Origin of the sequence: Azohydromonas caseinilytica (genome assembly GCF_012927045.1) — a bacterium.
GTDB classification, from domain to species: domain Bacteria; phylum Pseudomonadota; class Gammaproteobacteria; order Burkholderiales; family Burkholderiaceae_C; genus Azohydromonas; species Azohydromonas caseinilytica.
The window spans coordinates 82,148-102,089 of sequence record NZ_JABBFW010000013.1; the positions used below are offsets into that span (position 1 = coordinate 82,148).

Genomic DNA, 19,942 nt, shown 5'->3' on the forward strand with positions numbered 1-19,942 from the left:
GCCGGCCTCAGTCCGTTTGCGCGCCGGGCGCCTCGCCGTCCTTCTCGTCCAGCCCGCGCCGCACCTCCGCATACAGCTCCTCGCTCTGGAAGGGCTTGCGCAGCAGCCGCGCGCCGGGCACGGCGGTCCACAACAGCTCGCGGTCGGCGTGGCCGCTGACGAAGACGATGGGCAGCTTCGGGTCGATCTGGCGCAGCCGGCGCGCCACCTCGATGCCGCTCAAGCCCGGCAGCCCCAGGTCCAGCAGCACCATCTGCGGCAGGAAGTCGGCGTAGGCCGACAGCGCCGCGCCGCCGTCGGCCGCGCTCAGCACCTCGTAGCCGTTGCCGCGCAGCAGCTCGCCCATGGTGCGGCGGATGTCGGCCTCGTCGTCGATCACCAGCACGCGCTCGCCGCGCCCGGCCAGGTCTTCGGGCAGCGCGCGCGCGGGCGCCGGCGCCGTGGCCGCGCCGCTGCCCGCGGCCAGCCACAGCGCCACCCGCGTGCCCCGCCCCGGCTCGCTGTCGATGCGCGCGCCGCCGCGCGACAGCCGCGCCACGTTGGCCACCTGCGCCAGCCCCAAACCCGTGCCGCGGCCCACGGGCTTGGTGGTGAAGAAGGGGTCGAAGGCCTTGGCCGCCACCTCCGGCGCCATGCCGGTACCGGTGTCGGCCACGGTGATGACGACGTAGGCGCCGGCACCCAGTTCGCCCTCGACCTGCGCCAGCTCCTGCGCCGCGGCCTCGATGCGGATGCGCCCGCCCTGCGGCATGGCGTCGCGGGCATTGAGCACCAGGTTGAGCATGGCCAGCTCCAGCTGGTTGGCGTCGGTGAGCGCCACCAGCTCGCCCTCGGCCGGCACGTCCAGCTCCAGCGTGATGGCGCTCTCCACCGCCTGCTGCAGCCAGTCGCGCATGCCCTGCAGCAGCGCGCGCACGTCGGTGGGGCCAGTGACGAGGTCGTTGCTGCGCGAGAAGGCCAGCAGCCGCAGCGTGAGCTGCTTGCCGCGCTCGGCCGCGGCCAGCGCCTTGTCCAGCAGCGCGCTGAGCTTGGCGTCGCCGGCCATGCGCTGCACCAGGTGGATGTAGCCCACCATCGAGGCCAGGATGTTGTTGAAGTCGTGCGCCATCGAGCCGGTGAGCTGGCCGATGGCCTCCATCTTCTGCGACTGCACCAGCACCGCCTCGGCACGCTCGCGCTGCGCGATCTGCTCGATGAGCCGGATGTTGGACTGGTGCAGCGCGCGGGTGCGTTCCTCGATGCGCCGCTCCAGGCTCTCGTTGAGCGCGCGCGTGCTGCTCTCGGCGGCATGCAGCCGCAGCAGCGCCCGCACCGCGGCCACCAGCTCGTCGGGGTCGATGGGCTGGATCAGGTAGGCGTCGGCGCCGCCTTCGAGCCCGCGCGTGCGGTCGGCGGCGCTGGTGAAGGTGGCCGAGGTCTGCAGCACCATGGTCGTGGGCCAGCGCCGCTTGATCTCCTTGCACACCTCGATGCCGCTGATATCGGGCAGCCGCACGTCCAGCAGCACCAGCGCCGGGCGCAGCGCCTCCATCTGCGCCAGCGCGTCGCGGCCCGAAACCGCGTCCACCACTTCGAAGCCGGCATGGCGCAGCGTGCGGCTCTTGGCGTAGCGCGCCGCCTCGGTGTCGTCGACGTTGAGGATGGTTGTTGTCGCGGTGCCGTTCATGCGAACCCTCGGCGTTCGTTGACCACGTTGTTGATGAGCGCGGTGAGCCCGTCGCGCGACACGTCGTGCTTGGGCACGATGGCGTAGGCCGCGGCCAGCGCGCGCTTGTGCTCCAGCGTCAGCGCCTGCGAGGTGCACACCACCACGGGCGTGGCGCGCAGCGCCGCGTCGGCCGCCAGCGCGCGCAGCACCGCGAAGCCGTCCAGGCGCGGCATGTGCAGGTCCAGGATCACCAGGTCGGGGCGGCTGTCGCGCACCAGCGCCAGCCCGGCCTCGCCGTCGGCGGCCTCCAGCACGCGCAAGCCCGCGTCCTGCGCGATGTGGCGGATGACGTAGCGAAAGGCCTCCTCGTCGTCGATCACCACCAGCTGCGGCGCATCCTCCATCGCGCCCTCCGCCTGCGCCGGCGGCGCCGCGAAGCTCCCGTAGCGCACGGGCAGGAACAGCTCGAAGGTCGAGCCCGCGCCCGGCGTGCTGCGCACCGTCACGTCGCCGCCCATGAGCTGTGCCAGCCGCCGCGACAGCGGCAGCCCCAGCCCCGTGCCGCCGCGCTGCAGCGCGCCCTGCACCTGCTCGAACTCCTCGAAGATGGTGTCCAGGTGCTCGGGGGCAATGCCGATGCCCGTGTCCTCCACGGTGAAAACGATGCGCCCGGCCGCCGTGTCGTGGCGCGCGCCCACGCGCACATGGCCCTGCTGCGTGAATTTCAGTGCGTTGGAGATGAGGTTGCGCAGCACCTGCGCCAGCTTCTGCTCGTCGGCGCGCACTTCGGGCAGCCCGGCGGGGTCGTCGAAGAGCAGGTCCACCGCCGGGTTGACCAGCAGCGGCTTGAGCGAGCCGCGCAGCCCGGCGAACAGCTCCTGCACCGTGAAGGTGGTGGGCCGGATGTCGAGCTTGCCGGCCTCGACCTTGGCCAGGTCCAGCAGGTCGTTGACCATGTCCAGCAGCCCCTGCGCCGAGCGGCGGATGTACTCCACCTGGCGCTGCTGCTCGCGGTTGAGCTCGCCGTCCACGCCGTCGGCCAGCAGCCGCGACAGCGCCAGGATCGAGTTCAGCGGCGTGCGGAACTCGTGGCTCATGTGCGAGAGGAAGCGCGACTTCATGTCGCTGGCGCTGCGCAGCTGCTCGGCCTTCTGGTCCAGCTCGGAATAGAGCGCGACCACGCCGCGGTTGGTTTCCTCCAGCTCGCGGTTCAGGCGCGCGGCCTCGGCCTGGCGCTCCTGCAGGTCGGTCAGGCTCTGGATCAGCTCGCGGTCCTGCTCGTGCAGCACCGCCAGCGGGTCGGCCTGCGTGCCGCCGAGCCCGGCGCCCACGGCCTGCAGCGCCGGCGCCGTCAGCCGCGCCGTGGCCGCGCGCGGGATGCGCTGCGCCAGCCGCACGGTGGTGCCGGCCGGCGTGGAGTCGATCTCGAAGCGGTCCACCAGGCGCCGCGCGCTGAGCAGCCCGGTGCCGCGCCCGGGCGGGAAGCTCTTCTGGCCGGACAGCATGGCGTCGAGCTCGGCAATGCCGCCGCCGCGGTCGCTGACGCTGACGCACAGGTGCTGCGGCTGCGCCGGGGCATCGGCCGCGAATTCCACCTCGCCGCCGCCGGCATGCGCGACGGCGTTGCGCGCGATCTCCGACACCGCCGTGGCGATGCGCGTCTGCGCCTGGCGGTCCAGCCCCAGGCGCTCGGCCACGCGGTGCGCGGCCTGGCGTGCCGCCACCACGTCGGCCGCGCCGGCCAGCGGCATGCGCACCAGCACGCGGTTCATGGCCGCCCCGTGCGCGCCACCACCACGGTGGCGTCGTCGCGCCCGCGCACGAAGTCGCGGTACAGCACGCCCGCCACCAGCATCGGGTGCATGCGCGGCAGCCCCGGGTAGGCGTCCAGCGCCCAGCCCGTGCCGATGCCGTCGGAGTGCATCACCAGCAGCCCGTCGTGGCCGCAGGGGTAGTCGAAGGCCTGGATCTTGCGCGCGTTGTGCCCGGCCGTGCCGTTGTGCGAGACCATGCGCCGCGCCTGCGCGCCGTGCACCAGCACCGTGGCGGCGATGTTGCCCAGCCCGGCGAAGGCCACCGTGGCGCTGGCCGGGTCGATGCGCGCCACCGCCACCGCGCCGCCGCGCGTGTGGCGCAGCGCCTGGTGCACCGCGTGCAGGATCTGCGTCGGCGGCTCATGGCGGCTGCGCTGGAACTGCGCCAGCGCCTCGTTGGCCGCCACCGCCGCCTCGGTGCCATGGCCCAGGCCGTCCACCATGAAGACGGTGCGGCGGCCGTCGGCGTCGTCATGCGCGGCCCAGCCGTCGCCGCAGGCCTGCTCGCCGGGCTTGGGGACGCTGAGCCCGGCCAGCGTGTCGTCATGGGTGCCTCTGCCGACCTCCTCCGGCGACCCCGAGCGCACGAAGCAGGCGAACACCGCCGTGCCGCGCCCGGGCCAGGAGGCGACGTGAAAGCGCTGCGCCAGCCGGCGCACGGCTCCCAACCCGTTGCCCGCGGTGCCGGCCGACGAGAAACCGTCGGCCAGGCAGGCGCCGACGTCGGCCATGCCCGGGCCGCGGTCCAGCGCCAGCAGCGCCAGGCAGCCCGGGCCATGGCCCACCAGCAGCCGGCCGCCGCCGCCGTGCTTGAGGAGATTGGTACCCAGCTCCGTGGCGGCGATGGCCAGCTGCCCGGCCCGCACCTCGTCGAAGCCCTGCGCCACGGCCAGCGCCACGGCGCGGCGCCGGGCCTCGGCCACGGCGCTCGAATCGTTGATGAGCACCTCGAACATGCGCGCCCCGATGGTTACTGCTTACTTGAAGCGCGCGATGGTCACGCGCGTGCCCTGGCCGGGCGTGGAGTCGATGCTGAACTCGCTGGACAGCCGCTTGGCGCCGCCCAGGCCCAGGCCCAGGCCGTTGCCGCTGGTGAAGCCGTCGCGCAGCGCCGCGGCGATGTCGGGGATGCCCGGGCCCTGGTCGCTGAAGGTCATGCGCACGCCGCGGCGCGGGAAGGTGACCAGCTCGATGTCCACCTCGCCGCCGCCGCCGTAGTCCAGCGTGTTGCGCGCGAGCTCGCTGGCGGCGGTGACGATCTTGGTCTGGTCCACCAGGCTCAGCCCGGCCTCCACGGCCAGCGCCCGGACCTTCTGGCGGACCCGCACCACGTCTTCGGAGCTCCGGATGTCGAGGCGCTCACTCACCGTAGGCGCCGTCCTCGTCGTCCGCGGCGGCCAGGCGCCAGGCGTGGCGCGCGGAGTTCGCGATCAGCGCCAGGCCCTTGTCCACGTCCAGCGCGGTCTTGACGCCGTGCAGCGACAGGCCCAGCTCCACCAGCGTGATGGCCACCGCCGGGCGCATGCCCACCACCACCGTGTCCGCGTCGAGGATGCGCGACACCGCGGCGATGTTGTCGAGCATGCGGCCCATGAAGCTGTCCACGATCTCCAGCGCCGAGATGTCGATGAGCACGCCGCGCGCGCCCACGGCCACGATGCGCTGGGTCAGGTCCTCCTCCAGCGCGGAGGCCAGCTCGTCGTGCATGTCCACCTGGATGGTGACCAGCAGCACGTCACCGAGCTTCAAGATGGGAATGCGGTCCATGCGCTCAGCCCTGCTGCCCGTGGGACGCCCCCGCGTCGGTACGGCGTTTGGTGACGGCGCGCCCGTTGCGCGCCAACGCCAGCGCGAAGGCGTCGGCCAGCGTGGCCTTGGAGATGACGTCCAGCTCCACGCCCAGGTGCACCATGGTCTGGGCGATCTGCGGGCGGATGCCGCTGATGATGCAGTCCGCGCCCATGAGCCGCGCCGCGGCCACGGTCTTGAGCAGGTGCTGCGCGGTGAGCGTGTCCACGGTGGGCACGCCGGTGATGTCGATGATGGCGATGCCCGCGCTCTGCTGGACGATGGACTCCAGCAGGTTCTCCATCACCACCTGCGTGCGCTGGCTGTCGAGCGTGCCGATGAGCGGCAGCGCCAGGATGCCGTCCCAGAGCTTGATCACGGGCGTGGACAGCTCGGCGATCTCCTGTTGCTGGCGCACGATCAGCTCCTCGCGCGTGCGCTGGTAGGCCTCCATGGCGTAGAGGCCCAGCCGGTCCAGCAGCAGCCCGATGCTCCAGTTGGCCTGCAGCGTGGTGGTCTGGTCGGTGCCGGCGTGGCGCGAGAACACGTCGAACAGCGGCTGCTTGAGCGAGAAGATGAAGAGCGTCGTCTCGCGCGGGCTGAAGCCCTGCGTGGCGCGCGAGGCCGAGATGTCGGCCAGCAGGTCGCGCACGGGAGCGAAGCCAGGCGCCTCGATGTCCGTGGTGCCGCCGTTGAGCGCGTCGCGCAGCAGGCGCAGGAACTGGCTGCACTGGGTCTGGAGCTCGCCTTCGCGGATGCGGCCACTGTGCAGCGCGCCGTCCTCCTTGAGCCGCTGCATCCACTGCTGCAGCACCTCGGCCTCGTGGGCGTTGAGCAGCGTGGAAGTGACCTGCGTTCCGGTCTGTGTCATCTGTAAATCGCTCCCTCGGGGGTTGAGGGGTCATCATAGGCGATGCCCCGGCTCCCCCGCCGGGGGGGAGCGCGCGGTGCCGGGGCGCGGCGCCCGGGTGCGGATTCAGGCCGGCCTAAGGGTTGCTCTCCAGACTCGATCGCGTCGGATTTGCATCGCTTGCCGCTCTCCGGCGGCGCCGGCTGCGACAGCCACAGGAGACCGCTTCATGAACGCAGAGGAAAAGCTTCGGGTCGCACGCCTGGTCACGCGCCTGGCCCGCGCCCCCGAGATGCCGCAGGACGAGGACGCCGCACTGGAACTGGCCGCCCTGATGAAGGTACGGCCCGACGCGCCCTACCTGCTGATGCAGCGCGCGCTGGGCCTGGAGCTGGCCCTGGAGCAGGCGCAGGCCGAGCTGGAGCAGCTGCGCCGCGGCCAGGGCCAGCCTGCCGCGCAGCAGGGTTACGCGCCGGCGCCCTCCGGGCCCGTGGGACGGGTCCTGTCGCGCCTGAGCGGCGGCATGCAGCGCGGCGTGCCCGCCGCCGCCAACCCCGGCTATCCCCCGGGCTACGGACCGGCTCCCGGCTACGGCCCGGGTGCGATGGCGGGCCAGGCGCCGGCGGCCGGCGGCGGTTTCCTGCGCAACGCCGCGGCGGTGGGCGCGGGCGTGCTGGGCGGCAGCCTGCTGTTCCACGGCCTGGACGCGCTGTTCCATGACCACGACCACCCCAACGCCGGTGGCCAGGGGCTGCTGTCGGGCGACATGCAGGCGCCGCTGGACGCGCTCAGCGGCAACGAGTTCGTAGACCCGGCCAACGACCCACTCGCCGGCGGTGGCGACCCGTTCAGCGGCGACATGCTGGGCGACGGTGGGGAGTTCGACGACAACGGGGATGACTGGGCGTGATGCCGCCGCCCGCTCGCGCCGGGTTCCCGAGGGCCCGGCGCGAGCCGGTTGTCCCGTGCCCTTGCAGGATGAGAAGAAGAGGACGTTGAAGGCATGCGCCTGCTGCTGGTGGAAGACGACACGATGATCGGCGAGGCCGTGCTGGACCTGCTGCGCGCCGAGCACTACGCGGTGGACTGGGTCAAGGACGGCGAGATGGCCGAGACGGCGCTGCGCACCCAGGCCTACGACCTGCTGCTGCTGGACCTGGGCCTGCCGCGGCGTGACGGGCTGGAGGTGCTGCGCGCCATGCGCGCGCGCAAGGACCGCACGCCCGTGCTCATCACCACCGCGCGCGACGCCGTGGCGCAGCGCATCGAGGGGCTGGATGCCGGCGCCGACGACTACGTGTTGAAACCCTACGACCTCGACGAGCTGCTGGCGCGCATCCGCGCCCTGCTGCGCCGCGCCGCCGGCCGCGCCGAGCCGGTGTACGAGCACAAGGGCGTGTCGCTGAACCCGGCCACGCGCGAGGCCAGCGTCAACGGCCAGCCGGTGGTGCTGTCGGCGCGCGAGTGGGCGGTGCTGGAGCCGCTGCTGGCGCGCCCGGGCCTGGTGCTGTCGCGCACGCAACTGGAAGAGAAGCTCTACGGCTGGAAGGACGGCATCAGCTCCAACGCCGTGGAGGTCTACGTGCACGGCCTGCGCAAGAAGCTGGGCGCGGAGCTGATCCTCAACGTGCGCGGCCTGGGCTACATGGTTCCCAAGGCATGAGCCCGATGCGGGCACAACTGCCGCGCTCGCTGCGGGCGCGGCTGCTGTGGATGCTGCTGGCGGCCATCCTGCTGACGGCGCTGGCGCAGGGCGTCGTCGCCTACGGCACCGCGCGCGACGAGGCCGACCAGATCTTCGACTACCACATGCAGCAGATGGCGCTGGCGCTGCGCCCGGGCCTGACCGCGCGCGGGCTGCCCGAGGCGGCGGAGGCCGAGAACTTCGACTTCGTGGTGCAGGTGTGGACGGCCGACGGCTTGCGCGTGTTCCAGTCCGCCCGGCGCGCGCAGCTGCCGCAGCGCGCGGTGCTGGGCTTCTCCGACGTGGAAGCGCATGGCAGCACCTACCGCGTGTTCTCGCTGCAGACGCGCACGCAGGTGATCCAGGTGGCGCAGGACATGGCGGCGCGGCGCGCGATGGCGCGCGCCCTGGCGCTGCGCACGGTGGCGCCCATCGGCGTGCTCGCGCCGCTGCTGATGCTGGTGGCCTGGGCCGTGGTCAGCAGCTCGCTGGCGCCGGTGCAGCGGCTGCAGCGCCAGGTGGCCTCGCGCCAGGCCGACGACCTGGGCGAGGTGCGCGAGCAGGCGCTGCCCGAGGAGATCCAGCCGCTGGTGGACGAGCTCAACCTGCTGTTCGCGCGCGTGCGCCAGGCCTTCGAGGCGCAGAAGAGCTTCGTGGCCGATGCCGCGCACGAGCTGCGCTCCCCGCTGGCGGCGCTGAAGCTGCAGGTGCAGGGCCTGCAGCGCGCCAGCGACGCGCCCACGCGCGAGCGCGCCATCCAGCGCCTGGCCGCGGGCATCGACCGCGCCACGCGGCTGGTGGAGCAGTTGCTGGTGCTGGCGCGCCACCAGTCGGGCGCCGCCGCGGCGGCGCCGGCGCAGCCGGTGGCGCTGGCCGAGGTGGCGCGGCTGGCCGTGGCCGACGCCATGCCGCAGGCGCAGGCGCGCGGCATCGACCTGGGCGTGCCGCAGGCCGACGCGGGCGAGACCGAGGGCCATCCCGAGGCGCTGCGCATCCTCATGCGCAACCTGCTGGACAACGCGCTGAAGTACACGCCCGCGGGCGGCACGGTGGACTTGAGCGTGAAGCGCGACGGCGTGGCGCTGGTGCTGGCGGTGGAGGACAGCGGTCCCGGCATTCCCGAGGCCGAGCGCGCCCGGGTGTTCGACCGCTTCCACCGCGTGCCCGGCAGCGAGGGCCCGGGCAGCGGCCTGGGGCTGGCCATCGTCAAGGCCATTGCCGAGATGCACGGCGCGGCGCTGCGGCTGGAGCAGTCGCCGCGGCTTGGGGGCTTGAGAGTGGAGGTGGTGTTCCAGGCCGGGGGCTGATTCCAGTTTTCGCTTGCCAGTGAAGTGTTCCGCTCGTCCTGAGGTATCGAAGGACGAACGGGTCCTTTCACAACCAGAGTGAAATTCAAATGAACGCGCGCCGGGGCAGTGGCCACTTAAGTGCCTTCTAAGTGACCGGCCCCACATTGGTTGCCTGTCCAACGATGTATCCGTTCAAGGAGCGCAACCCATGAGCACCTCGATGTCCCCCGCCCGCCTGACCCTGGCGCTGCTGGCGGCCGGCGCGATCGGTGGCGCAGGCGCCACCTTCGTCACCCTGCACCACGCCGGCGCCACCGCCCCGGCCACGGGCACCACCACGGCGGCCGGCGCGGCACCCACGGCCGCCGCCGCCGTTAGCGGCGCGCCGGACTTCTCGCAGATCACCGAGCGCCACGGCCCGGCCGTGGTCAACATCACCGTCAGCGGCCTGCGCGACGTGGCCAACGACGAGGAGGACGAGGACGCCTCGCCGCGGCGCGCGCCGCCGGGCACGAACCCGGGGGACCCGTTCTCCGACTTCTTCCGCCGCTTCGGCCCACCGGGCTACGCCGTGCCGGGGCCGCAGGCGCAGCAGCCCGTGCGCGGACAGGGCTCGGGCTTCATCGTCAGCGCCGACGGCGTGATCCTGACCAACGCCCACGTGGTGCAGGGCGCCAAGGAAGTGACCGTCAAGCTCACCGACCGGCGCGAGTTCCCGGCCAAGGTGCTGGGCACCGACCCGAAGACCGACGTGGCGGTGCTCAAGATCGAGGCCAAGGACCTGCCCGTCGCCCCGCTGGGCAGTGCGCGCGAGCTGCGCGCGGGCGAGTGGGTGGCGGCCATCGGCTCGCCCTTCGGCTTCGAGAACAGCGTCACCGTGGGCGTGGTCAGCGCCAAGGGCCGCTCCCTGCCCGACGACGGCTACGTGCCCTTCATCCAGACCGACGTGGCGGTGAACCCGGGCAACTCCGGCGGCCCGCTGTTCAACGCGCGCGGCGAGGTGGTGGGCATCAACTCGCAGATCTACAGCCGCACCGGCGGCTACCAGGGCCTCTCGTTCGCCATCCCCATCGAGCTGGCGACCAAGGTCAAGGACCAGATCGTGGCCACCGGCAAGGCGCGCCATGCGCGGCTGGGCGTGGCGATCCAGGAGGTGAACCAGACGCTGGCCGACTCCTTCAAGCTGGACCGGCCCGAGGGCGCGCTGGTGGCCTCGGTGGACCCGGGCGGGCCGGCCGCCAAGGCCGGGCTGCAGGTGGGCGACGTGATCCGCAAGCTCAACGGCCAGCCCATCGTGGCCTCGGGCGACCTGCCCGCGCTGGTCGGCCAGTCCAACCCCGGCGAGAAGGTCACGCTGGAGGTGTGGCGCCACGGCAAGCGCGAGGAGATCACGGCCCAGCTGGGCGACGCCGCCGCCCGGCCGCCGCAGGTGGCGCAGGCCGACGATCAGGCCGCCGGCCGGCAGGCCAAGCTGGGCCTGGCGCTGCGCCCGCTGCAGCCGCAGGAGCGCCGCGGCGCCGGCGTGGACGGCGGCCTGGTGGTTGAGGACGCCAGCGGCCCGGCCGCGCGTGCCGGCGTGCAACCGGGCGACGTGCTCATGGCCGTCAACGGCACGCCGGTGCAGAACATCGAGCAGGTGCGCGAGGTGGTGGCCAAGTCCGACAAGTCGGTGGCGCTGCTGATCCAGCGCGGCGACAGCCGCATCTTCGTGCCGGTGAGGATCGGCTGAGGCCGCGCGGCGGCGGAGGGCATGCAGCGGCGCCCGGACAATCGCGCCATGAAACCGCGAGCCCTTCGCCTCTACGCCGGCCCCGCGGCCCGCGAGCACCTGCGCCGGCGCGGCCTGTCGGCCGATGACGTGCGCATCGTTCCCGCCGCGGCCGGCGGCCCCAAGGGGCTGGTGCTGCTGCCGCTGGACCGCTTCCTCTTCGGGCACTGGCTCGCGCAAGGCACGCAGCCCGTGCACCTGCTGGGCGCCTCCATCGGCGCGTGGCGCATGGCCTGCGCCTGCCTGCCCGATGCCGACGCCACCTTCGAGCAGCTGGCGCAGGACTACATCCACCAGCGCTACGAGCACGCGCCGGGCAAGGCGCCGGCAACGAGCCATGTCAGCGCGGTGTTCGGCGCGAAATTGATCGAGCGCTTCGGGCAGCGCGGCGCGGAAGTGCTGGGCCATCCGCGCTACCGGCTGCACCTGTTCACCTCGCGCGGCCGGCATCCGCTGCTGCGCCGACAGTGCCGCTGGCGCACGCCGCTGGGCTACGCGGGCGCCTTCGCGGCCAACGCGCTGAGCCGCCGGGCGCTGGGCTCGTGGCTGGAGCGCGTGGTGTTCCACGATGCCCGCGCGCCGGCCCTGCCGCTGCACCTGCACGACCTGAGCACGCGGCAGGTGGCGCTGTCCGCGCACAACCTCTGCCCCGCGCTGCTGGCGAGTTGTTCCATCCCCTTCTGGCTCGATGCCGTGCACGACATCCCCGGCGCGCCGGAGGGCGCCTACTGGGACGGCGGCATCACCGACTACCACCTGCACCTGGACTACGCTTCCATGGGCGAAGGGCTGGTGCTGTATCCGCATTTCCAGAAGTCCATCATTCCCGGCTGGCTGGACAAGTCGCTGCGCCACCGCCACCGCGCCAGCGAGCAGTTGTCCAACGTGGTGGTGCTGGCGCCGGACCCGGACTGGGTGCGCCAGACGCTGCCGGGCGGCAAGCTGCCCGACCGCGACGACTTCAAGGCCTACGCGGAAGACGTGGAGAGGCGCATCGGCATCTGGACCCGCGCCGTGGCCGAGAGCCGGCGCCTGGCCGACGAGCTCGCGGCGCTGCTGGAGCGCGACACCATCGAGGCGCTGCCGCTGGAGTGAGCCGCGGCCTCGCGCCGGCATGGGACGGCGGGCGAGAATCGACGCTTTTTTGCCTTCCGCGATGAGTTCCCTGACCGCTTGCGCCGCCCTGGTCTGGCGCGCGATGACCCCGGCCGACCTGCCTGCCGTCCTGCGCATCGCCGCCCTCGTCCACCCCGGCTATCCGGAGCGCGCCGAGGTGTTCGCCGAGAGGTTGCGCCTGCATCCGGCGGGCTGCCTGGTGCTCGACGGCGCGGACGGGCCCGCCGGCTACTGCATCAGCCATCCCTGGCGCGGCGAGCCCCCGGCGCTGGACACCCTGCTGGGCGCGCTGCCGGCGCGGCCCGAGGCCTGGTATGTGCATGACGTGGCGCTGCTGCCCGCGGCGCGCGGCCAGGGCGCCCCGGCGGCGTTGCTGGCACGGTTGAGGGCGCGGGCAGCGCAGGCGGGGTTGAACACCCTGTCGCTGACGGCCGTCAACGGCTCGGCGGCCTACTGGCAGCGCCAGGGTTTCGACGTGCTGCCGGCCAGCGGCGCGCGGCTGGAGAAGCTGGGCAGCTACGGCGCCGATGCGCGGCTGATGGCCTGCGCGCTGTAGCCGGTTCCGGCGCGCTCCGATCGGCGGCATGCTGCGGTATCGCCCCGCCCTGGAGCCGCGATGAACCGCCTGTCCGCGTTCCCGCGCTGGCGCGCCGCCCTGCTGCTGCTGGTCTGCGCCGCCGCCGTCCTGGCCGCCGCGCTGCTCGGCCCCATCCCGCAGCCCGCCAGCTATCACGCCTTTGCCGACCAGCGCACGCTGCTCGGCATCCCGCACTTCTGGAACGTCGTTTCCAGCCTGCCCTTTACCCTGCTCGGCCTGGCCGGGCTGTGGCGGCTGCGCGGTCGTCCTCCAGGGCTCCTGCCCGAGTTGCGGTCGTGCTACGCCGCCTGCTTCGCCGGTGCCGTCCTGATCGGGCTGGGCTCGGGGCTGTATCACCTGCGCCCGGACAACGCCACGCTGGTGTGGGACCGGCTGCCCATGGCGGTCACCTTCATGGGCTTCTTCGCCGTCGTCATCGGCGAGCACATCGATACGCGGCTGGCGCGGCGCGCGCTGCCTGGGCTGCTGCTGGCGGGCATGGATTCAGTGGCGTACTGGGCGCTGTCCGGGCGCCTGGGCGCTTCGAACCTGCGCCAGCCGTTGACCCGCGCCCGCCCGCCCTGTTGCGCCGACCCGCGCCCATGAGCGACTTCGCCACCTTTCCTTGGCCTGTGAGCCCCACCGTCACCGCCCCGGACGGCTCCGACGTGCGCGTGCTGCCGGGCCTTTCCGGCGGCGGCATGGCGCATTTCCACCTGGCCGCCGGACGGGTGTCGAAGGCGGCGCATTAGTTCTTTCATGTATTCGGCAGGACGTCGATATACACACTTGAACACAGCCGAAGATTTCCGGCCGCTGCCGCAGTGAGGCCGGGTATTTTTCAGCTTCCGGATGAGGCATCAGCATTGTCGGCATGGAAACCTGCTCGGCAGCCTCTCTTGCAGCGAGCAAGCCGTTGAATGTCTGCCTCGGCGAAATCGGCCGCGGTTTTGCATTGGCCCGCTGCTGCAGCAGCGGGCAATTCCGCTGCCGGCCTTGCCAATCATTTGCGGGGACGGTGCTTGTTTGTTGGTGAGGCTTTGCAAACTTACTTGATCAAACAATTCACAAACAAGCAGGGGCTGCAACACATCATTACAGCGCCTGGAGAAAGCCATGCCTATATTCAAAACACCATCCCAGTGTGCTTGAGGCTGGATTGTCGTGCTGGCATTCCTTGAGGGCACGAAGCGCGAGGTTTGGCCCCAGCCCGGTATGGTCGAAACCTTGGCAGCTTGCATTGGGGATGGCCATGATTTTCAAGAGCACCTTTTTCTCGGCGGCCGTTGCATTTGGCGCGCTGCTCGGCTTTCCCGCGACGACCGGGGCAAAGGCTGCGACTCTGGCTGAGAGTCCTGCCTTGGACGTCAAAGTGCTGGCCAACGTGTTTTTCAACCCAACGGGCCTCTGGGCGCGCGCCGGCCAGACGTTCCGCATCGAGGCCAGCGGGGTGGCCGACATTTCGGATCAGAACGGCGGCTACAAAATTGACCCTAACGGCACCATCCTGGAGACACCTCCGGTGAATTCTGGTGCCTTCGACTTCTTCAAGAGAAATGCTCGCCCGTTCGGTGCCGATCCGGTGGCCGGAACGGAAAAGCTTTTCTCGCCGTTCGGTGTCCCGGGGCATCTGGATGGCGCACCTTATGGCGCACTCGTGGCCGGGTTTTCAAGAAACCCCGATCCTTCCTATTTTGACGATTTTCCCAATGGTCTCGACTCTCGCGGCTTCAGTTTCGTCGGCAGGACCGGAACGGTACGAGCGCCACAGGGCGGCGGTTATCTATTCCTGGCCGTGAACGATGTGAACAATCCGGACGACAACAGCGGAAGCTTCAGTGCCCATGTTTCTCCCGTCCCCGAGCCCGCCTCTCTCACCTTGCTGGTCATTGGCTTGTTCACCCTGGTACAGCTCAAACGTCGTGGCGTTGTTTGAATGGCCATGTTTCCTGGCGGTACTCGCGGGGAGTCCGTTTTCTTGCAAGTCAGCTGCATGAGGTTCCTGCCCTACGGGCCCTTAATTCCATCTCATCACCCATATCTCTACATGAGCTTCGGGGCCGCGGGAGCCCTCACCTGAAATCCCGGCTCCCCGCCACGAACCGCCCCAGCAGCGGCGTGAGGTCCTGCAGCCAGCCCGCCACCAGGGCGCAGACCTCGCCCTCGCGCTGCCAGCGCCCGTGCACCGCCAGCAGCCGCGCGCGCAGCAGCACCTCGCGCTGGCGCTCGCGGATGCGCTTCCAGCAGATCACCTGCACCACGCCGGTCTCGTCCTCCAGCGTCACGAAGACCGTGCCCTGGGCGGTGGAAGGCTGCTGGCGCAGCGTCACCAGGCCGCAGGCGCGCACCAGGCGCCCATGCGGTTGCGCGCCCAACTGCGCCGCCGACAGCAGCCGCCGCTGCTCCAGCACCGGCCGCAGCAGCGCCAGCGGATGCCGGCGCAACGTCAGCCCCGTGGCGGCATGGTCGAACACGATCTCCTCGCCCTCCGGCGCCGGCGGCAGCTCGATGAAGTCCTCATGCACCGGCGCCTCCTCCAGCAGCGCCGGCGGCGCGGACCACGCCGCGGCTTCCCATACCTGCTGGCGCCGATGGCCGGCCAGGCTCAGCAGCGCATCGGCCCCGGCCAGCAGCCGCATCTCGCGCGCGTCCAGGCGGGCGCGGCGCGCCAGGTCTTCCACGTCGTCGAAGGGCGCTTCGCGGCGCGCCGCGACGATGCGCCCGGCGGCGGCTTGGTTGAAGCCGGCCACCAGGCGCAGGCCCAGGCGCACGGCCTGCCCCTCCTCCAGCGTGCAATCCCAATTGCTCCAGAGCACATCCACCGGCCGCACCTCCACGCCATGGCGCCTTGCGTCCTGCACCAGCTGCCAGGGCGAATAAAAACCCAGCGGCTGCGAATTCAGCATCGCCGCCAGGAAAGCCGCCGGGTGGTGGCACTTGATCCAGCAGCTGGCGTAGACCAGCAGCGCGAAGGACGCGGCATGGCTCTCCGGGAAGCCGTACTCCGAGAAGCCTTTTATTTGCTCGAAGATCGCCTTGGCGAACCCGGCGTCGTAGCCGCGCGCGCTCATGCCGTGCACGATCTTGTCGTGGTACTGCTGCAGCCCGCCCTTGCGCCGCCACGCCGCCATGCTGCGACGCAGCGCGTCGGCCTCGCCGGCTGAAAAGCCGGCCGCCAGGATCGCCACCTGCATCACCTGCTCCTGGAACACCGGCACGCCCAGCGTGCGCCCCAGCGCCTGCTCCAGCGCCGGGCCCGGGTAGGTCACCGCCTCCTTGCCCTCGCGCCGGTTCAGGTAGGGATGGACCATGCCGCCCTGGATCGGCCCCGGGCGCACGATGGCAACCTCGATCACCAGGTCGTAGAAGCAGCGCGGCTTCAGCCGCGGCAGCATCGCCTGCTGCGCCCGGCTCTCGATCTGGAACACGCCCACCGTGTCGGCGCGGCACACCATGTCGTAGGTGGCCTCGTCCTCGGCCGGGATGTCCTGCATGCCGAAGGCATGGCCCTTGAGCTCGCCGATCAGGTCCAGCGCCTTGCGCAGCGCGGTGAGCATGCCCAGCGCCAGCACGTCCACCTTGAGCAGGCCCACGGCGTCGAGGTCGTCCTTGTCCCACTCGATGACGGTGCGCTCCGGCATGGCGGCGTTCTCGATGGGCACCAGCCGCGACAGCGGCCCCTGCGTCAGCACGAAGCCGCCCGTGTGCTGCGACAGGTGCCGCGGAAAGCCGATGAGCTGCCCCACCAGGATCGCGAACTGGCGCATCAGCAGCGACTCCGGGTCCAACCCCAGCGGGCCGAAACGCTGCGCGCGCAACTGCGGCCCGTCCCACCACTGGTGGTCGCGCGCCAGCGCCTCCACCGTGGCGTCGGGCAGGCCCAGCGCCTTGCCCACGTCGCGCACGGCGCTGCGCACGCGGTAGGTGATGACGGTGGCGGCCAGCGCCGCGCGCTCGCGCCCGTACTTGCGATAGAGGTACTGGATCACCTCCTCGCGCCGCTCGTGCTCGAAGTCGATGTCGATGTCCGGCGGCTCGTTGCGCTCGCGGCTGATGAAGCGCTCGAACAGCAGGCTCATGCGCGCCGGGTCCACCTCCGTCACGCCCAGGCAATAGCACACCACCGAGTTGGCGGCGCTGCCGCGGCCCTGGCACAGGATGCCGCGCGAGCGCGCGAACTCGACGATGTCGGCCACGGTCAGGAAGTAATGCTCGTAGCCCAGCTCCGCGATCAGCGCCAGCTCGTGCTCCACCTGCGCCTGCACCGCCGCCGGGATGCCGCCGGGCCAGCGCCGCCCCGCGCCTTCCCAGGCAAGCTGCCGCAGCCAGCTCGCCGGCGTGTGCCCGTCGGGGATCAATTCACCGGGATAGTGATGGCGCACCTCGTCGAGTGAGAAGTCGCAGCGCGCCGCCACCTCCAGCGTCTGCGCCAGCAGCTCCGGCGCGTAGGTCTGCGCCAGCCGCAGCCGCGTGCGCAGGTGCCGCTCGGCGCTGGGCTGCAGGCTGAAACCGCACAAGGCCAGCGGGCGCTTCAGCCGCGTGGCGGTGAGCACGTCCTGCAGCGGCTTGCGCGAGCGCCGGTGCATGTGCACGTCGCCCCCGGCCACCAGTGGCACGCCGCTGCGCGCGGCCGCCTCGCGCAGCCGCTCCAGGTGCACGGCGTCGTCGAGCTGGCGCAGCAGGTTCGCGATCAACCAGCAGCGCCCGCCGAAGTGTTCAGATTGCCAGCGCGCCAGGGTTTCGATCTGTGCCGCGCTGGCGTCGCGGTCCGGCGCGGCCAGCAGCAGGCAGTCGGCCAGGGCTTCGGGCTCGATGTCGGCCAGCCGCAACGGCAGGTACGAGCCTTTGGCCCCGGCGCGGCGCAGCCGGGTGATGAGCTGGCACAGGTTGCCGTAGCCATTGAGGTTGCAAGCCAGCACGACCAGCGTGCAGCCGGCCGCCGCGCCCTCGGGCTCGACGCGGAATTGCGCGCCCACCAGCAGCTTGAGCCCATGCTCCTTGGCCGCGACATGCGCGCGCACGATGCCGGCCAGTGAACACTCGTCGGTGAGCGCCAGCGCGCCGTAGCCCAGCTGCGCGGCGCGCTCAATCAACTCCTGCGGATGGCTGGCGCCGCGCAGGAAGCTGAAGTTGGACAGGCACCAGATTTCGGCGTAGTCGGGCAGGCCCTTCCCACTCCCCTCAAGCAAAGCAGCCATGCAGATACCAGGCCGTCTCCTCATCGGCCAGCCGTGTCTGGAAGATCCACAGCAGCCCGGCGTGCGCGCTCCAGGCCAGCCAGTAGTCGCGCTGCACATGGCCGCTCGATTCCTGCGCCCCCTCCTCGCCGCCCAGGCGCTGCCACCAGCCGCCCTCGATGCGGTGTGGCCCGGCCAGCAGCTGCAGCGGGCCCTGGTACAGCGGGCGATCCGCCTTCGTCGCCAGGCGCAACGGTTGCGCCAGCACGAAGCCGGGCTGTGGCAGTGAGGCCACCGGCGCCGGCGGCAAGGCGCCCCGCGGCGGCGGCTCCTGCACGCCCAGCCAGCGCTGCATCCATTCCGGCCGGTGGTCCGCCAGCAGCAGCGGGCGCCGCACGCGCTCCGGCCCCAGCCGCGCCGACAAGCGCTCCAGCACCCGCCCCAGCGGCTCGCCCGGTGCTTGCGTCTCGGGCAGCAGGCCCCCGCTGCAGGCCGCCAACGGCTGCCACGCCAGCAGCTCCAGGCTCAGCGCGCCCACAGGCGCCGCCAGCACCACGCGGTGCAGGTGCTCGCTCAACAGGCGGTGCAGGACGTCGAGATCGCGCGTGGGCTCGGCCGTGCGCACGGGCAGCTCGCCACCCGGACCAGCGGCGCGGCTGCGCATCGCGTCATGGGCCCAGCGCAGCGCGAGCGCCGTCGCCCCGCCCTGGCGCGCCGCCAGCCAGCCGCACAAGGCCAGCAGCAGCCGGCGCGCGGCCTGCGCCAGCGCGGGCGCCTGCTCGACGCGCCAGGGCAGCTCCACGCCGACATGGAACACCTCCGGCAGCGTCTCCCAGCACCAGGCCTCCGGGCGCAGCCCATAGGCCTGGTCCAGCGCCTGCAGCACCTCGGCGCCGAAGCGGCGGGAGATGCCGCCGCGCGGCAGCTGCCGCAGCGCGCCCAGCGTGCGGCAACCAGTGCGCAGCAGCACCTCCCCATGCGGGCGCACGGCGCTCAGGGTGTGCAGCGGCAAGCCATCGAGCAGCGCGCACAGCAGCGCCGGGCCGCCCTCGGGCTCATCCTCACCGCCCGGATGACCGGCGCGCGCCAGCGCCAGCGCGGCCAGCCCGGTGGGCGCGCCCCAGCTCAGCGCGTGGGCGCCCAGCTCCAGCGCCTCGGCCGCGATGCGCGCGCGCAACGCCGCGCCGCCGCCGAACAGCCGCAGGCTGGCACGCAGCTCCAGCAGCACCGCCTCCTCCACCCGCGCCACGCGCGGCGTGAACTGCAAGGCCCAGTGCGACAAGGCCACCAGCGCCGGCGCCGTCCCCTCAGTGGGCGGCGCGGGCGTGCAGGCGGCGGCCCAGAGCATCGCTGCGCTCCGAAGTTGCAAGCTCATCGGCCGCCGCGGGACGGGCCGCGGCCACCCGCGGCAGCGGCAGGCGGGAGGCGCCGGGCACCGCGGGCTGCAGCCGGTACGCGCGCGCCGGCAGCACCGCTTCCAGCCGGCCGGGCAGGCTGTGCAGCTCGATGTCGCCCTCATGCGCCGGGCCGCGCCGCTTGAGAATGTTCACTCTCAGCGTCCAGGGCGTGGCCGGGGCGACCAGCAGCCGCAGCGGCGCCGCCGAGGGCTCATGCCGGGCCGTGGCCGGCCTGCAGATGAAGGAGGGCACATCGCCCCCACCCTGGGCGCACAGCTGCAGCCGCCGCAGTTGCTCCGGGCGCGCCTGCGGCAGCCAGGCCAGCACCACGGCCTCGGTGGAGCGCAGCAGCTGCTCGGTGCACCACAGCTGCTGCGCCGGCGCCTCGGCCTGCACCCAGACCAGCTGCCGCGCATCCAGCCCGGCCTGCAGCAGGCCCGGCGCATGCGGCGGACGCGGCGGATTGACCAGCACCAGGCGCCGCCCCCGGCCCAGCAGCGCCGCCAGCGCCGGCCCCAGCAGCCGCCACTCCAGCACGGCCGGTTGCGGCTGCAGCAATTCGGTCAGCGCCCCGCCCGGCCAGCCGCCGCCCGGCAGCTCGCGGTCCAGCGCCTCGAAACCCGTGGCCCAGGCCGTGCCGGTCTGCCCCATTTCGCTGCCCCGCCACAATCCCGCCGCCACGGCCGGCGGCAAGGAAGCCAGGGAATCGCAAACTCGGGACGGTGGCGCGGTGGGCATATGCGGCTGTTGTTCTGGACTACTGTATTTTCATACAGTATCCAACAGCGGAGGCCCTGTTGCGAAGCGGGTGGTGCGTGCGCAACAGATTTTTTC

18 protein-coding genes are annotated in these 19,942 nt (G+C 72.1%); 9 read left to right on the forward strand and 9 right to left on the reverse strand.

All coding sequences use genetic code 11. The annotated features are described in order from the left end of the window. Window positions 1-7: 7 nt before the first annotated feature. From HHL10_RS17965 to HHL10_RS17990, 6 genes are read right to left on the reverse strand one after another with little or no spacing between them, the layout of a single operon-like run. The gene (locus HHL10_RS17965; protein WP_169161770.1) at window positions 8-1,666 is read right to left on the reverse strand and encodes a response regulator; all 1,659 of its coding nucleotides are present in this window, start codon (window positions 1,664-1,666) and stop codon (window positions 8-10) included. Continuing rightward, window positions 1,663-3,420 carry an ATP-binding protein gene (locus HHL10_RS17970; RefSeq protein WP_169161771.1) on the reverse strand — a complete coding sequence of 586 codons (1,758 nt, stop codon included), beginning with the start codon at window positions 3,418-3,420 and terminating at the stop codon, window positions 1,663-1,665. Before HHL10_RS17970 ends, HHL10_RS17965 begins: the two co-directional genes overlap by 4 nt. Then, window positions 3,417-4,418, reverse strand: coding sequence for a SpoIIE family protein phosphatase (locus HHL10_RS17975; protein WP_169161772.1), 1,002 nt, complete (start codon window positions 4,416-4,418; stop codon window positions 3,417-3,419). Before HHL10_RS17975 ends, HHL10_RS17970 begins: the two co-directional genes overlap by 4 nt. A gap of 21 nt (window positions 4,419-4,439) precedes the next feature. Continuing rightward, window positions 4,440-4,829: an anti-sigma regulatory factor gene (locus tag HHL10_RS17980; RefSeq protein WP_169161773.1), complete on the reverse strand. Its 390-nt coding sequence runs from the start codon at window positions 4,827-4,829 to the stop codon at window positions 4,440-4,442. Next, window positions 4,822-5,229: an STAS domain-containing protein gene (locus HHL10_RS17985; RefSeq protein WP_169161774.1), complete on the reverse strand. Its 408-nt coding sequence runs from the start codon at window positions 5,227-5,229 to the stop codon at window positions 4,822-4,824. The genes HHL10_RS17980 and HHL10_RS17985 overlap by 8 nt, the downstream gene beginning before the upstream one ends. A gap of 4 nt (window positions 5,230-5,233) precedes the next feature. Continuing rightward, the gene (locus HHL10_RS17990) at window positions 5,234-6,121 is read right to left on the reverse strand and encodes an STAS domain-containing protein (RefSeq protein ID WP_169161775.1); all 888 of its coding nucleotides are present in this window, start codon (window positions 6,119-6,121) and stop codon (window positions 5,234-5,236) included. A gap of 208 nt (window positions 6,122-6,329) precedes the next feature. Between HHL10_RS17990 and HHL10_RS17995 the strand changes: the two genes are divergently transcribed. The 9 genes from HHL10_RS17995 (at window position 6,330) to HHL10_RS18035 (ending at window position 14,470) form a co-directional block, all read left to right on the forward strand. Continuing rightward, window positions 6,330-7,010 carry a DUF2076 domain-containing protein gene (locus tag HHL10_RS17995; protein ID WP_169161776.1) on the forward strand — a complete coding sequence of 227 codons (681 nt, stop codon included), beginning with the start codon at window positions 6,330-6,332 and terminating at the stop codon, window positions 7,008-7,010. Between the two features lie 93 nt (window positions 7,011-7,103). Next, the gene (locus HHL10_RS18000; protein WP_169161777.1) at window positions 7,104-7,763 is read left to right on the forward strand and encodes a response regulator transcription factor; all 660 of its coding nucleotides are present in this window, start codon (window positions 7,104-7,106) and stop codon (window positions 7,761-7,763) included. Then, on the forward strand, window positions 7,760-9,091 hold the full coding sequence (locus HHL10_RS18005; RefSeq protein WP_169161778.1) for an ATP-binding protein: 1,332 nt from the start codon (window positions 7,760-7,762) through the stop codon (window positions 9,089-9,091). The genes HHL10_RS18000 and HHL10_RS18005 overlap by 4 nt, the downstream gene beginning before the upstream one ends. Window positions 9,092-9,281: 190 nt before the next feature. Next, on the forward strand, window positions 9,282-10,802 hold the full coding sequence (locus HHL10_RS18010; protein WP_169161779.1) for a DegQ family serine endoprotease: 1,521 nt from the start codon (window positions 9,282-9,284) through the stop codon (window positions 10,800-10,802). Window positions 10,803-10,850: 48 nt separating this feature from the next. Beyond that, on the forward strand, window positions 10,851-11,936 hold the full coding sequence (locus tag HHL10_RS18015) for a patatin-like phospholipase family protein (RefSeq protein ID WP_205833099.1): 1,086 nt from the start codon (window positions 10,851-10,853) through the stop codon (window positions 11,934-11,936). A 61-nt stretch (window positions 11,937-11,997) separates the two neighbouring features. Then, window positions 11,998-12,513, forward strand: coding sequence for a GNAT family N-acetyltransferase (locus tag HHL10_RS18020; protein ID WP_169161781.1), 516 nt, complete (start codon window positions 11,998-12,000; stop codon window positions 12,511-12,513). Between the two features lie 60 nt (window positions 12,514-12,573). Next, window positions 12,574-13,140, forward strand: coding sequence for a ceramidase domain-containing protein (locus HHL10_RS18025; RefSeq protein ID WP_169161782.1), 567 nt, complete (start codon window positions 12,574-12,576; stop codon window positions 13,138-13,140). Further along, on the forward strand, window positions 13,137-13,286 hold the full coding sequence (locus HHL10_RS18030) for a hypothetical protein (protein WP_169161703.1): 150 nt from the start codon (window positions 13,137-13,139) through the stop codon (window positions 13,284-13,286). Before HHL10_RS18025 ends, HHL10_RS18030 begins: the two co-directional genes overlap by 4 nt. A gap of 500 nt (window positions 13,287-13,786) precedes the next feature. Further along, window positions 13,787-14,470 carry a hypothetical protein gene (locus HHL10_RS18035; protein ID WP_169161783.1) on the forward strand — a complete coding sequence of 228 codons (684 nt, stop codon included), beginning with the start codon at window positions 13,787-13,789 and terminating at the stop codon, window positions 14,468-14,470. Between the two features lie 136 nt (window positions 14,471-14,606). Here the strand turns inward: HHL10_RS18035 and HHL10_RS18040 are convergent, their stop codons facing one another. Genes HHL10_RS18040 through imuA form a run of 3 tightly spaced genes read right to left on the reverse strand, consistent with a single transcriptional unit; the run spans window position 14,607 to window position 19,846 of the window. After that, window positions 14,607-17,732 carry an error-prone DNA polymerase gene (locus HHL10_RS18040; RefSeq protein ID WP_169161784.1) on the reverse strand — a complete coding sequence of 1,042 codons (3,126 nt, stop codon included), beginning with the start codon at window positions 17,730-17,732 and terminating at the stop codon, window positions 14,607-14,609. Next, window positions 17,716-19,059: a Y-family DNA polymerase gene (locus HHL10_RS18045; RefSeq protein WP_235971606.1), complete on the reverse strand. Its 1,344-nt coding sequence runs from the start codon at window positions 19,057-19,059 to the stop codon at window positions 17,716-17,718. The genes HHL10_RS18040 and HHL10_RS18045 overlap by 17 nt, the downstream gene beginning before the upstream one ends. Further along, on the reverse strand, window positions 19,019-19,846 hold the full coding sequence (gene imuA, locus HHL10_RS18050; RefSeq protein ID WP_169161785.1) for a translesion DNA synthesis-associated protein ImuA: 828 nt from the start codon (window positions 19,844-19,846) through the stop codon (window positions 19,019-19,021). The genes HHL10_RS18045 and imuA overlap by 41 nt, the downstream gene beginning before the upstream one ends. Between the last annotated feature and the right edge of the window lie 96 nt (window positions 19,847-19,942).